This is a genomic window from Microbispora sp. NPDC046973, assembly GCF_040644495.1.
Classification (GTDB): Bacteria; Actinomycetota; Actinomycetes; order Streptosporangiales; family Streptosporangiaceae; genus Microbispora.
The window spans coordinates 47,847-60,875 of sequence record NZ_JBEYWQ010000039.1 but is presented as its reverse complement, the minus strand read 5'-3'; the positions used below and the strand labels follow the sequence as shown (position 1 = coordinate 60,875).

Genomic DNA, 13,029 nt, shown 5'->3' with positions numbered 1-13,029 from the left:
GCTCGACGGCACCCACATCGACAAGTACGGCACGAGCGGCGACACGCGCCTGCTGACCGGCTCGAACGTGCACTCCAACAACGGCACCAAGTCCATCCCTCTCCACGGCGGCGGTCTGTCAGGCCGCCGCCTCGCAGATCAGTTCGGCCGCCCTCGCCAGCAGATCCGTGTAGACGGTGGGATCGTCGGCCTCGATGACCGGGAAGCCCACGCCGAAGTCGCCGTTGACCCACCGCGCCCGCACGCCGGGATTGGCGACGTCGGTCCCGTCGTACAGGAACACGTGGGGGCTGCAGTTGACCCGGCCGTGCCGGGCCGTCTCGAACTGATCCATCACCGCGCGCCGGGCGCGGCCGTCGTCGAGCGCCTCGGCCAGCGCCTCGACGTCGACCGCCTCGGTGGAGGCCGCGATATCGAGGATCTCGTGCCGCAGCGAGATGCACCGGCCTTCGGCCCAGAAGGCCCGGCGCAGCGCCAGGTCGAGCTGTTCCGAGGCGTGCAGGCTCTGCGCCTTGGCCGCCTGCACGGCCTCCAGCGGCGGCAGCATCGTGACCGGGTAGGTCCAGTCGGGTCCCTGCCACAGCCGCCAGCCGGCGGCGGGGTCGAGCGCGCCGACCACCGACACCTCCGAGTCCACTCCCGGGCGCTCGTTCACCGTGCGGTTGAACAGCTCCAGCGGGAAGCAGCGGTGGTCGAACCACAGCCGTCCCTCCAGGCCGAGCCGCCGGCGCGCCTCGTGCAGGCGGTAGACGGCCAGGTGGGCGAAGGAGCAGTTGAGGTCGGAGAAGATCACGATCGTGTCGGGCGAGCCGGGCAGTCGCGGATCTCTGTTCAACTCACATCACCTCCGGTCGCGAGAGCCGTCCGCTCGGGGAACAATCGGCACAGCGCGGCGTAGAGCAGCGCCGCCGTGCAGAACGGCACCAGGCAGCTCAGGTCCACCCCGCCCGCCAGGCGGGCGAAGGGGCCGGTGTAGATCGTGTTGTCCACGAACAGCAGCCCCAGGAGCACCGCGGGGACGAACGCCCCCAGGGCCCGGAGGTTGAACCCCCCGGTGAACCAGTAACGGCCACGATCGCCGGGCCGGGCGAAGCCGTACAGGTCGTCGGGGTGGTAGCGGCCCCGCCGCAGGGCGAGCCCCACCAGCATGATCGCGGTCCACGGCGAGACGAGGACGAGCAGGATCAGCACGAACGTCGAGATCGACTCGATGGCGTCGAAGACGATCGCCCCGACGTAGAGGGTGGCGACCCCGAGCGCCCACATCAGCCACGTCGCGGCGGCGCGGGGGAGCCGCCACAGGATGGAGTTGGCCGACAGCCCCGCCGCGTACAGGCACAGCGCCGCCTGCGGCAGCGTGCCGGCGAACCCGAAGGCGATCACCACGACGGCGAACCAGCGGGGCACGACGTCGGCCACCCCGAGGATCCAGGGCGCCGAGCCGTCCTTCAGCATCGTGGTGACGTAGGCGCCGCCGACGAGCGCGAGCGCGTTGCTCACGTACATCGCCGCGCCGTTGTACGCCACCGCCGCCCGGTCGCCGACCCGGGGCGACAGGTAGCGGCTGTAGTCGCCCTGGAACGTCGAGTACGACACCGGCAGCGTGGCGCTGAAGGACACGGCCAGCAGCCAGGTCCGCCAGAAGTCGCCCAGCGCGTACGGCCCGCCCGCGTACGCCGCGTCGAAACCGGGCAGCAGCACCACGACCAGCGCCAGCAGCACCAGCCCGCCGATCACCGTCATGACCTTGTACGTCGCCAGCAGCGCGCCGTATCCGTACACCGCGACCACCACGACGGCCAGCGCCATCAGCGGCATCGTGACGGCCAGCCCGGCCGGGCCGGCAGGGGTGCCGAGCACCCGCTGTCCGGCCGCGAGGATTGCCGTGGCGCCCGTCCAGACCGCGATCGAGAAGAACCCGATCGCGACCACGATCGTGATGACGTTGGCGACGACCCGGCCGCGCACCCCGAAGTGGGCGCCGCTGGACACCGCGTCGTTCGCGCCGGTGCGCTTGCCGAACAGCACGAGCGGTGCGAACACCGCCGTGCCGATCAGCAGCCCCACCAGGATCGCGGTGACGGAGGCCGTCCAGCTCAGGCCGAAGCTCACCGGCACCGAGCCGAGCACCACCGTGCCGAACGAGAACTGGGCCGAGTGCCAGATCCACAGGAACTCGCGCGGTGAGGCGGTGCGCTCGCCGTCCGGGATCCGGTCGACGCCGTGCGCCTCCACCCGCGTGCTCTGCCCGGTGACCTGGGTGGGCAGCTCGCGGGTGGTCACGGGGCACCCGCTTCGGGCCGGACGGCCTCGGCGTACGCCGCCGCCTCCGCCGCCGACCGAGGAGACGCGGCGTCCTCGGGCAGCAGCGTGACGCGCAGCGACCCGCACGGCGGGCCGGCCACCTGCCGGCCGGTGAGCAGGTCGAACGTGGAGTGGTGCAGCGGGCAGGTGATCCGCAGCGTCCGCCCGTTGAGGTAGCCGTAGCGCAGCCGCCCCCTCCGGTGGGGACACTCGGCCTGGGTCAGCACCCGCCTGCCCGCCACCTCGATGAGCAGGAGGTCGGGCGCGATCTGGCGCAGCGAGACAGGCCGGTCCGTGTCCTCGCTCATGCGGGCACCTTCCTCGCCCTGTCCACCGCCGCCGCCGTGGCCTCGGCGATGACGGCGCTGGTCAGCGTGACGCCGGCCCACACCTTCGTCAGGTCGACCTCGCGGTGCTCGCCCAGCGCCCGGATCGCGGTCTGCATCTGCTTGGAGTGGAAGCTGTCGATGTACAAATGTTCTGTGTAATACCGGTCGTTGCGGATGCCGAGCCGTTTCGCCGCCGCCGCGAAGGGCTTGAAGGCGTACAGCACGCTGGCCTCGAAGTAGGCGTACGCGCCGAGGAAGTACTCCGGCGCGGGCGCCCGGTCGGCCAGCCAGTGGAACAGGTTGACGTACGCGAAGCTGGCGTCTCCGGCCCGGTCCACGTAGTGCTCCAGGTCGGCGGGCATGTCCAGCTCGGTCACCAGGTCGCGGTAGAGCCGGGAGTGCTCCATGTCGTCGTTGCCGCAGCCGAACTCGTCGATGAGCACGCGCAGCACGGCCATGCGCGCCCTCGGCGGCAGACGGCGCAGGATCCCGATGTGGGACTGCGACTCCACCAGGCCGTCGACGGCGAACTCCGCGACCACCGTCTTGAACTGGTCGAGGGTGGCCTCCTCCGCGAGGAAGCGCTCGTCGCCGGAGGGGTTGGCCTGCTCCTTGGCCAGCAGGTCGTGGAGCGCGTCGATCAGCTCGATGCGGAACCCGAAGCGGGGAGCGCGCTCCTCGTGCTCGGCGGCGAGACGCACCACCCAGTCGCGCTCGATCTCCCACAGCTCCGCGCACCTGTCGGGAGTGAGGACCGAGCGGTTGTAGACGTACAGCCGCTTCTGGGCGGAGTCTCCGGGGCGGACCTCCAACATCCCGCTCACCCCGCTTCCTCGACGACCGCGTCGGTGTCGATGACCCCGCGGCGATGCAGTTCCTTCTTCAGATGCCGGTACCAGTCGTCGTTGAACAGGCCGTACCGCTCGCACGTCGCGTCGATCTCCCGCTGCCGCTGCGCGGACGGCTGGACCAGCATGGCGTTGGCGAGGCCGGGCTCCAGGTTGGCCAGGGGACCGATGAACCCGGCGACGCCGCCGGGCCCCGTCACCTCGTGCAGGAGGTTCTCCCAGCCCTCGAACACCGGGATCTCGGGGACCGCGGCGACGAGCTTCCTGGTGAACTCGGCCGACCCGCTGGACTCCTTGATGCCGGCGACGCCGGGCAGGGCGCAGACGCGCACCAGGGTGTCCAGTTCGATCTGGTTGCCCGACAGGGCCTTCTCGTTGTAGACGAACAGCGGGACCGGCACGGCCTCCCTGATCGCCCGGTAGTGCTCGTAGATCTCCTCCTGCGTCAGGTCGGGCGAGAAGGGGGTGGTGACGGCGATGGCCGCCACACCGAGGGCCTGGGCCTCCTTCGCCCTGGCGATCACCTCCTCGGTGGTCGGCGACTGCACGCCGGCCAGGACGGGCAGCCCGTCCGAGTGGCGGACGGTGTACGCGACCACGTCGTGCCACTGCCGATCCGACAGCTTCCACCCCTCGCCGGTCGACAGGGCCGGCATCAGCCCGGTGACCTCGCTCCTGAGGGACCCGACGAGCCGCCGTACGCTCGGCTCGGACACCTCGCCCGCCTCGGTCAGGGGCGTGACCAGGGGGACGATCGTCCCCGAGTGCTTTGCTGGATTCACGGGTCACCTCACAGGTCGTCGACGTCGACTCGCAGGGCCAAGGACCGCTCGTAGAGCCGTTCCAGCGGCGCAGGGAACACCGGTTCGTCATCGGCCGGCTTCGCCGGCTCCACCGGCCGGACCGGGAGGTCGGGGCGCAGGCTCAGCCGGGGGCTGGCCGTGACCACGACCGTGTCGCGGCGCATCGCCATCGCCACGAGCAGCCGCTCGTGCAGCGGAAGGTCCGACAGCACTCCGGCCTCGAGGGCGAGGCGCAGGTCCTGCTCCTCGTAGCCGATGCGGTCGATGGCCATGTCGGAGTGCAGGTTGTCCATGAACGGGTAGTACTCGTCCTGCACCTGGCGGGGATACCGCCAGACCAGGTCGTCGCACCGCCCGACGTGCTCCAGGCTCATCAGGACGTGGCCGCCGGACAGGCGCTCGGTGAAGAAGCGCTTGCACCCTCGCCGGACCTCGTCGTCGCGGCTGTGCATGCCCATGAACAGGGCGGCGTCGAGGAAGGGCTCACCGCTCATAGCCGAGCAGCACCTCTCGCATCCGGTGCATCGCGCAGGCGAAGGTGCCCGGCCGGCGGGCGAGGGCGACGCGGATGTAGCGCTCGCCCTTCGCGGGGTCGTTCCAGTAGAAGTACGTGCCGGGCAGCACGTAGATCTCGTCCTCCAGCAGCCGCTGCTGCAGCTCGCTCGCCGTGAGGTTCTCCGGCTTGATGCGGAACCACGCGACGCTCGTGTTCACCACGGGCTCGACGTACTCGAGGATCGTGCCCTCGACGGCCTTGACGGCCATCGCCCGGTTGTCGGTGATGACGTCGCGCACCGAGGCGAAGTTGTCCTCGATGGAGTCCTCGACGTACTGGGTGAGGAAGTTGAGGACGAACGGCGAGACGTTCAGCAGGACGGCCGTCTGGATGTTGTAGACGTCCTCCTTGATGTCGTCGCTGACCGTCAGCATCGCGCACTTGGCGTCCTGCACCGGCCAGGTCTTGCCGGTGTCCTCCAGCGCCATGTACGAGACGCCCGACTCCTCCAGCAGCTTGTAGATGTCGATGCGCCCGATTTTCTCGTCGCACAGCGCGAACGACGCGAAGCACAGGTCGAGCATCAGCAGCTTGCCGTTGTCCTTGCAGTAGCGGATGACCTCGCGGAATCCGTCCATCCCGTACTGCAGGAGACTGAATCCGGTCGGATTGTTGGGGTCGACCAGATAGAGCGCGTCCGTTTCCAGCGTGCTCAGGTTCTCGTAAATGCGGGCGGGATCGGCGAGCGACTCCTCCGGCAGCGCGGTGAGTTCGACCCGCATGTGCTTGAGCAGGTCGACGAGATTGTCGAAGCACGGTTCGATGAGGCCGACCGACATGTTCCGCTGCATCAGGTACATGGCGGCGACCATTGTGGAGACGCTGGCCGAATACGACAGCCAGGTTTTGCCGGCGGCCGCTGCGGTAGGCTGCCTGTGCAGCCGGAAGAAGGCGTCGATGAATCGGCGCTCAAAATACGCTTGCTGGTTTTCCTCGGCCTCGTACCACAGGTCGGGGAGCCGGGAGACGATCTTGTCCTGGCCGGGGGACTGGCGCTGGTGGGTGTGCGCGTCGGCGAGGTTCCACCGGGTCTTCAGGGCCTGGATCTCGTGCTGGGTGAGGTCGACGAACGCGGTCACGTCCGGCGCCTCGGACGCGCTGAGCGGCGTCTCTTCGATTTCCGTACCGACATTGTTCATGACAGATCCCTTCACTGGTGCGAGACATGGAGTAGCGCAAGAGTGGTGCGGGAAGACATGCGTCGGAGGCGGCGGCTTAGCCGCGAGCTCCTTGGTGCGGAGAAGCAGGGAGGAACGTCACTCCCGATTCTTGCCCGTGCTGGGCAGTGCGATAGAAAGGTACGTCTCACTTACGACGGACGTCAACGGGTGAGGTGGGAAATGCTTCTTTCCAGATTTCCACAATGGTCCGGGTTTCGCGTCACCGGACGTTGACTCTGAGTAATCGTAATTCGCGTCGATTATCCCAGGAATGGGGCTCGTCCATAAATAATCGGCGCGCGTCGACGTCCCGGCGCGCGCCGATCGAAGAGCCGGTCGCGTGCTGCGCCGGCGGGCCGCCCGGGTCCGCCGGCGTTCTGTTCGCCCCGCAGGGGGGCTGTTCTGTTGTGCCCGGAAACCGTGCCGGATGCCTTGGGAGGGCGCTTCGGTCAGGCGGCGGCGCGCTTCAGGATGTCCTCGAACACGCTCGGATCGTCGGAGGAGACGACAGGCCAGCCGATGCCGTACGAGCCGACCCAGCCGACCTCGATGCCGGGGTTGGCGTGGTCGGTGCCGTCCGGAAGGAACAGGTGCGGGCTGCAGTTCACCCGGTCGGTCGCCGCGATGGCGGCCTGCTCGGACAGCGCCCTGCGGGCCCGGCCGTCGTCGAGCGCGGCCGCCAGGGCGTCCACGTCCACGGCGCCGGTGGACGCGGCGGCGTCCAGGATGACCTTTCGGTGGCTGATGCACCGCGACTCGGCCCAAAACGCCTTCCGCAGCGCCAGGTCGAGCTGCTCCGACGCCGTGAACCCCTGCTCCTTGGCCGCTTGGACGGCCTCCAGCGCGGGCAGCGTCGTGGACGGGTAAAGCCAGTCCTTCGCCTGCCACAGCTGCCAGCCCGCGTCGGGCTCCAGCGCGGCCATCCTGCCCACCTCGCTGTCGGTCCCCGGCCGGGGACTGGGCGCGTCGTTGAGCAGTTCCAGAGGGAAGGCGCGGTGGTCGAACCGGACCCGGTCGGTCAGGCCCAGCCGTTCCCGGGTCTTGTGGAGCCGGTGCACGGCTATGTGCGCGAAGGAGCACCAGATGTCCGAGAAGATGATGATGGTGCCCGGTTCCGGGGTCAGTGTCGTCGTCATCGACGTTCTCCTTGTGTCGTGCCTCGTAGCGCTCAGGCCGCGTCGGCGCTGAGCGGGGCCCCCTCGTGCTTGGCGAGCACGGCCTCCACCAGCACGTCCTCGTCCGGCAGCCACGGCGTCATGGAGGGCACCTCGCGCAGGGTCTTCACGAGCGTCTCGGTGCGCTCCACGACGGTGGCGCCGTGCGAGCTGAGGATGTGCCGGGGAGCGAGCCGGACCAGGTCGTCCAGCACGGCGTCGAACTTGGCCGGGTCGGCCAGTGCGGTCCAGGGGGCGTTGGCCCTGGTGAACAGGGCCATCCCGGCGAGGTAGTCGCTCTCCGGGACGTCCTGGGCGTCCTCCGCCGGCGTCGGCAGGATCGCGCCGAAGCTGTCCGCGCTGAACAGCGAGCTGGTGGTGTGGTCGTAGAGGGCCAGCGTCGAGGGTGAGTCGTAGGCGGGCGGGCGCAGCAGGGAGACGATCCTGCCCCCGAGGTCCAGCGTGCGGCCGGGGTTGACCTGCAGGACGCGGTTGGGGGGCACGTCCCACTCCTCGCCGAGCCGCGCGACGGCCAGGCCGTTCGTGATGACCTTGGCCTGCGGCGCCGCCATGAGGATTTCCTTCAGGTTGCCCGCGTGGTCCCTGTCGTCGTGCGTGAGCACGATCCAGCGCAGGTCGGCCGGGTCGACCAGGGACCACAGGGCCTTTTCGAAGTAGCCGCGGTCGATCGCCATGCCGGTGTCGACGAGGATCGGCTGCGGCCCGCGGATCAGGTACGCGTTCACCGGCAGCACGCCGGCGCCGGTGATGGGGAGGGACGACGGCAGCGTGGTGACACCGGCCGTCGCCTCGTACGTGCTGCGCAGATAGGAGGTCATGGAGGGGGGTCCTTTCCGCGGTGAGTTCGCTCAGGTGAGCTGGACGAGCACCGAGCCGATGATGAGCAGGGCGAGGCCGGACAGACGCGGCGCGGTGAGCGGGCGCCGGGGCAGCCGCAGGAAGCCGTAGTTGTCGATCACGGCCGAGGCGACCTGCTGGCCGGTCACGGTCAGCGCCACGGTGGTGGCGGCGCCGATCGTGGGGATGAGCGTGAAGGTCGCGGTGACGTACGCCGCGGCGCAGGCGCCGCCGAGCCAGCCCCACCAGGGCATCGTGCGCAGACCGCTGAGCTGCGGCCGGGGGGTGCGGCGCGTCGCCAGCAGGACGATCAGCACCACGGCGATGGTGATCGTGGCCACGATGAAGCTGATCATCGCGGTGGTCACCGGCGCCTGGATGTCCTTGCGCAGCGCGGCGTTGACCGCTCCCTGCACGGGCAGGACCGCGCCGGCCACGATGCCCAGCAGGATCCAGCCGCCCTGGCCGATGCCGCCGCTCCTGCGTACGGCCGCCGGCGCGGGGGCGGTGACGGTGGCCGTCCCGCCGCCGGTCGGAGCGCCGGGTGTGCCGGGGGCGCCACCGGTCGCCGGTCCCGCCGCGGGCGCCGACTGCGGCGGGCGCTGCCCGCGGATGATGACCGTGATGCCGGCGAGGACCGCGAGCGCGCCGAGCGCGATGCCGACGCTGAGCGGCTTGCGCGCGATGCCGAGCAGGCCGAACAGGTCCAGCCCCAGCGACGCGAACATCTGGCCGGTCACGAACAGGCCCGCCGCCGCCAGCGCGCCGAGGCGGGGGAAGAGCAGGATCCCGCTGGTGATGTAGAGCGGGCTGGCCAGACCTCCGAGCAGGTGCCAGACCGGCACGCCGGGCGCGAGGCGGACCGCACCGATCGTCCCGACGGCGACCGCGAGGAGCGCCAGCAGGGCCGTCGCCACGCCCAGTTGCAGGGTCGAGGCGCCGTACGGCGTCCCCACGGCTTTGTTGAGCTGGAGATTCACCGAGGCCTGCACTGCCAGTAAGCAGCCGACCAGCAGTGCCGAGGCGAGGAACAGGGCATGCATCGCGATCCCTCTTCTAAAGAACCGGATTTCGAGTAGCCGGAGCAGAACCGGACATGGTGTCCGGATGAGCGTAAGACAAACTGGACGCGATGTCCACATAGTTCGACCGGGGGGCTACCATGTCCTCATGACCAACGGGTTTATGGATCCCGGCGGAAACCGGAGGAACGGCCGCGTTCCGTCGGAAGGGACCATGCCGGCCGACATCGGCCGGGAACTGCCCGTGCTCGACCTCGAGCCGGGCCGCCCGGCGCCGGTGCGGGAGCGGGCGGACGCCGCGCGCAACCGCATGCGCGTGCTGAAGGCGGCCGAACAGCTCTTCGCGACGAGGGACGCCCGGCACGTCACGATGGACGAGATCGCCAGGGCGGCGGGGGTGGGGCGGGCCACGCTCTACCGGCGCTATCCGGACCCCGCGTCGATCGCGACGGCCCTCCTGGACGAGCACGAGCGGCAGGTGCAGGGACACATCCTCAACGGCCCGCCGCCGCTCGGCCCGGGAGCCTCACCGGCCGACCGGCTCGCCGCGTTCTATGTCGCCCTGATCGACCTGCTGGAGCGTCACCTGCATCTCGTGCTCGGGGCCGAGACCGGGAGCGCGCGGTTCGGCACCGGCGCCTACCGCTTCTGGCGCGCGCACGTGCGGATGCTGCTGACCGAGGCGCGAGTGCCGGACCCGGAGGGACTGGCGGACGCCGTGCTGGCGCCGCTCGCGCCGGAGGTCTACCAGTTCCAGCGGCACACCCTGGGCCTGTCGCAGGCCCGCGTCACCGAGGCGCTGGTGTGGAGCGCTCGCCGGCTTGCGGCACGCTGAGCGATCCGGGCTCCGGCCGCGGGCAGTAGCCGCCGATCCCGCGCTCCAGTAGGTCGAAGGCGCGCTCGGCCTGCTCCCTCATGTCCGCCCTGATCAGCGCCGGATCCTCGCCGGCCATCTGCCGGATCGCGAAGTGGCGGGTCAGCGCGCGGACGGTGGCGCAGACCTGCGCCGACACCAGCCAGGGGGTCAGGTCCTCGGGATCGGCGTCGGTCTCCTCGGCGAGCGTCCGGGCGAGCCGATCCTCCCGATTGACGTCCAGCATGCGCACCCGCGACTGGAGCGCCACGCTCTCCCTGACCCGCTGCACGAACAGGTCCAGGCCCTCGCTCATCCCGTAACGCCAGTCGCCGGCGTCGAGGGCCTCGAAGAAGTCGCGCCGCACCGCCTCGACCGCCGTCTCGCCCGCGCGGCGCTCGCGCACGGCCCGGGCCAGCAGGTCCTCGGTCTCCTCGCTGCGGTCGAGGAACAGGTCCTCCTTCGTGCGGAAGTAGTTGAACACCGTGTTGACCGACACGTCGGCGGCTCTGGCCACCTCGGCCACCGTGACGTTGTCGAACCCCCGTTGCAGGAACAGCCCCATCGCGATGTCGGCGATGCGCTGCCGGGTCTCCCGCTTCTTCCGCTCCCGCAGGCCCTCTTCCACGCTCTCGATTGTAAGGGCGGACACAATCTTTAAGTGACTCCAAATTTGGTGTTACTCTACTCGCCATGATTCACGCCAGAGGGCTCACCAAGACCTTCGGCCCGGTCGAGGCCGTCCGGGGGATCGACCTCGATGTCTCCGCAGGAGAGATCGTCGGCTTCCTCGGACCGAACGGCGCGGGCAAGACCACCACGCTGCGCATGCTGACCACGCTGCTGCGCCCGACCTCCGGCACCGCCACGGTCGCGGGCGCCGACCTGTTCGCCGACCCCGCGGGCGTACGCCGCCGCATCGGCTACGTCGCCCAGGGCGGCGCGTTCGCGCCGTTCTCCGCGGTGGGGAAGGAGCTCGTGCTCCAGGCCCGCCTGTACGGCCTGAACAGGGAGCAGGCCCGCGAACGGGTGACCACCCTGCTCGCCGCGCTGGACCTGCCCGGGGTCGAGGAGCGTACGACGGTCACGATGTCGGGCGGCCAGAAGCGCCGGCTGGACATCGCGATGGGCCTGCTCCACCGGCCCGAGCTGCTCTTCCTCGACGAGCCCACGACCGGGCTCGACCCGCAAAGCCGCGCCAACCTGTGGGACCACGTGCGCCGGCTGCGCGAGCAGGAGGGCCTGACGGTCTTCCTCACGACCCACTACCTGGAAGAGGCCGACGCGCTCTGCGACCGCGTCCTGATCATCGACCACGGCCGGCTCGTCGCCCAGGGGACTCCCGACGAGCTGAAGTCCGAGCACGGCGCGCGGACGCTCGACGAGGTCTTCCTCGCGGTCACCGGCCGCGAGCTGCGCGAGGGGGCCGCCGCGTGACCGCCCTCGCCGCCCTGACGGGGCACTACCTGCGCGTCTCCTTCGGCAACAAGTTCAGCCTGGTCTTCAGCGCCCTGCAGCCGTTCCTCTACCTCGTGCTGTTCGGCCCGCTGTTCGACCGCAGCGGCGTGGGCTCGTGGGCCGTCCTCGTGCCCGGCCTGCTGGTGCAGCTCGGGTTGACGAGCGCGGGCATGGCGGGCTTCACCATCGTCTTCGACCAGCGGTTCGGCGTGCTCGAACGGCTGCGGGTCACGCCGGTGAGCAGGGTGACGCTGCTGCTCGGCCGGGTGCTCAGGGACAGCGTCGTGCTGCTGGTCCAGGCGGTGGCGATCATCGTGGCCGCGTACGCGCTGGGCCTGCGGGCGCCGCTCGCGGGGGTGCTGGGGGCGCTGCTGCTGACCACCGTGCTGTCGGTCGGCATGGCGTCGCTGTCGTACGCGGCGGCGCTCACGATACGGCAGGAGCTGTTCGCGCCCGTGATGTCCACCGTGGTGGTCCCGCTGATGCTGCTGTCGGGCGCGCTGCTGCCGATGTCGCTCGCCCCCGCCTGGCTCGACGTGGTGTCGCGGCTCACGCCGTTCCGGTACGCGGTCGAGGGGCTGCGCGCGCTCTTCGCCGGTTCCTACGCGTCGTCCGCCCTGTTGTGGGGGGTCATCGTGTCCCTGGCCTTCGCCGTCCTGGGCGTTACCCTGGGCACCAGGCGTTTCCAAAGGGAAAACGCCTGATCAGGGGTAGGAAAAGGCATTCGAAGTTGATACCGGTTTGCGGGCGCCGCCGGGCACGTAGACGGTCACAATGGGTGGCGTGGCGGACGTCAACTTCACCCTCGTCCAGCTGCGTTACTTCGTAACCGCGGCCGAGCTCGGCAGTATGACCGCGGCCAGCAGAGAACTCATGGTGGCGCAGTCGGCGATCTCGGCCGCCATCGCCCAGGTGGAGCGGGAGCTGGGGGTCCAGCTCCTGATCCGCCATCACGCCCGCGGCCTGTCGCTGACCCGCGCGGGCGAGCGCTTCCTCGTCGAGGCCAGGGAGTTCCTGTCCCACGCCGCGGCGCTCGCCCAGTCGGCGCGCGGCCTCGCGGGGTCGCTGACCGGTGAGCTCGCCGTCGGCTGCCTGACCACGCTCGCGCCGTTCTACCTGTCGCGGCTGCTGCGCGAGTTCGCCGAGAAGTACCCGGGGGTGCGGGTCAGCGTCGCGGAGGGCGAGATCTCCGCCATGGAGTCGGCCCTGCTCGACGGGCGGTGCGAGGTCGCCCTCGTCTACGCCATCGACCTCGCCCTCGACCTCGACATCCGGACGCTCACCCGGGCCAGGCCGTACGCGCTGCTGCCGCCGGAGCATCCCCTGGCCCGGGCCGAGACGGTGTCGCTGACGGACCTGGCGGCCGAGCCGATGATCCTGCTGGACCTGCCGCGCAGCCGCGACTACTTCCGGGCCATCTACCCCACCGAGCCGCGCGTGCGGTTCCGCACGTCGAGCTACGAGACGGCGCGCTCGCTGGTGGCGGGCGGGCACGGCTACTCGATACTCAACCAGCGCGCCGAGAACGACCAGACCTACGACGGCGGCCGGGTCGCGTGCGTCCCGATCAGCGACGACGTGCCCGCGCTCGACGTCGTGCTCGCCTCGGTGCGCGGCGTGCGGCCCACCGCCCGGGCGGTCGCCTTCGCCGAGACCTGCCAGGCGTTCTTCTCCAGGAGGTAGT

General features: G+C 70.4%; 15 protein-coding genes. 4 read left to right on the top strand and 11 right to left on the bottom strand.

The features are described from left to right. Positions 1–118: 118 nt before the first annotated feature. From ABZ860_RS38400 to ABZ860_RS38355, 10 genes are all read right to left on the bottom strand, one after another. On the bottom strand, positions 119–835 hold the full coding sequence (locus ABZ860_RS38400) for a DsbA family protein (protein ID WP_357230214.1): 717 nt from the start codon (positions 833–835) through the stop codon (positions 119–121). After that, positions 832–2,283 (bottom strand): cytosine permease, encoded by a 1,452-nt coding sequence (locus tag ABZ860_RS38395; protein WP_357230212.1) that lies wholly within the window; start codon positions 2,281–2,283, stop codon positions 832–834. Before ABZ860_RS38395 ends, ABZ860_RS38400 begins: the two co-directional genes overlap by 4 nt. Further along, complete coding sequence (locus ABZ860_RS38390) at positions 2,280–2,612, bottom strand: Rieske 2Fe-2S domain-containing protein (RefSeq protein WP_357230210.1); 333 nt, start codon at positions 2,610–2,612, stop codon at positions 2,280–2,282. The genes ABZ860_RS38395 and ABZ860_RS38390 overlap by 4 nt, the downstream gene beginning before the upstream one ends. After that, entirely contained in the window at positions 2,609–3,448 is an 840-nt protein-coding gene (locus ABZ860_RS38385) for an iron-containing redox enzyme family protein (protein ID WP_357230216.1), read from the bottom strand. The genes ABZ860_RS38390 and ABZ860_RS38385 overlap by 4 nt, the downstream gene beginning before the upstream one ends. 5 nt (positions 3,449–3,453) lie before the next feature. Beyond that, the gene (locus ABZ860_RS38380; protein ID WP_357230208.1) at positions 3,454–4,263 is read right to left on the bottom strand and encodes a dihydrodipicolinate synthase family protein; all 810 of its coding nucleotides are present in this window, start codon (positions 4,261–4,263) and stop codon (positions 3,454–3,456) included. An 8-nt stretch (positions 4,264–4,271) separates the two neighbouring features. Beyond that, positions 4,272–4,778 carry a DUF6190 family protein gene (locus ABZ860_RS38375; protein ID WP_357230206.1) on the bottom strand — a complete coding sequence of 169 codons (507 nt, stop codon included), beginning with the start codon at positions 4,776–4,778 and terminating at the stop codon, positions 4,272–4,274. Continuing rightward, the gene (locus tag ABZ860_RS38370; RefSeq protein ID WP_357230204.1) at positions 4,768–5,979 is read right to left on the bottom strand and encodes an aminotransferase class I/II-fold pyridoxal phosphate-dependent enzyme; all 1,212 of its coding nucleotides are present in this window, start codon (positions 5,977–5,979) and stop codon (positions 4,768–4,770) included. Before ABZ860_RS38370 ends, ABZ860_RS38375 begins: the two co-directional genes overlap by 11 nt. 470 nt (positions 5,980–6,449) lie before the next feature. Beyond that, positions 6,450–7,136 (bottom strand): DsbA family protein, encoded by a 687-nt coding sequence (locus ABZ860_RS38365; RefSeq protein ID WP_357230202.1) that lies wholly within the window; start codon positions 7,134–7,136, stop codon positions 6,450–6,452. A 32-nt stretch (positions 7,137–7,168) separates the two neighbouring features. Continuing rightward, positions 7,169–7,993 carry an MBL fold metallo-hydrolase gene (locus ABZ860_RS38360; RefSeq protein WP_357230200.1) on the bottom strand — a complete coding sequence of 275 codons (825 nt, stop codon included), beginning with the start codon at positions 7,991–7,993 and terminating at the stop codon, positions 7,169–7,171. A gap of 30 nt (positions 7,994–8,023) precedes the next feature. Beyond that, the gene (locus ABZ860_RS38355) at positions 8,024–9,055 is read right to left on the bottom strand and encodes a DMT family transporter (RefSeq protein WP_357230198.1); all 1,032 of its coding nucleotides are present in this window, start codon (positions 9,053–9,055) and stop codon (positions 8,024–8,026) included. Between the two features lie 127 nt (positions 9,056–9,182). Here ABZ860_RS38355 and ABZ860_RS38350 point away from each other — a divergent pair, with 127 nt between their 5' ends. Next, a complete protein-coding gene (locus ABZ860_RS38350) occupies positions 9,183–9,869 on the top strand; it encodes a helix-turn-helix domain-containing protein (protein WP_357230196.1) in 687 nt (228 codons plus the stop codon). On the opposite strand, the gene ABZ860_RS38345 is transcribed toward ABZ860_RS38350, so the two are convergent. Next, positions 9,823–10,515, bottom strand: a complete 693-nt coding sequence (locus ABZ860_RS38345) for a helix-turn-helix domain-containing protein (RefSeq protein WP_357230194.1) — start codon at positions 10,513–10,515, stop codon at positions 9,823–9,825. The two genes, ABZ860_RS38350 and ABZ860_RS38345, sit on opposite strands and share 47 nt — an antisense overlap. A 65-nt stretch (positions 10,516–10,580) precedes the next feature. On the opposite strand from ABZ860_RS38345, the gene ABZ860_RS38340 reads away from it, so the two are divergent. The 3 genes from ABZ860_RS38340 (at position 10,581) to ABZ860_RS38330 (ending at position 13,028) form a co-directional block, all read left to right on the top strand. Then, positions 10,581–11,324 (top strand): ATP-binding cassette domain-containing protein, encoded by a 744-nt coding sequence (locus ABZ860_RS38340; RefSeq protein WP_357230192.1) that lies wholly within the window; start codon positions 10,581–10,583, stop codon positions 11,322–11,324. Continuing rightward, the gene (locus ABZ860_RS38335; protein WP_357230189.1) at positions 11,321–12,049 is read left to right on the top strand and encodes an ABC transporter permease; all 729 of its coding nucleotides are present in this window, start codon (positions 11,321–11,323) and stop codon (positions 12,047–12,049) included. Before ABZ860_RS38340 ends, ABZ860_RS38335 begins: the two co-directional genes overlap by 4 nt. Before the next feature lie 79 nt (positions 12,050–12,128). Next, complete coding sequence (locus ABZ860_RS38330) at positions 12,129–13,028, top strand: LysR substrate-binding domain-containing protein (protein ID WP_357230188.1); 900 nt, start codon at positions 12,129–12,131, stop codon at positions 13,026–13,028. The last annotated feature ends 1 nt before the right edge of the window (position 13,029 follow it).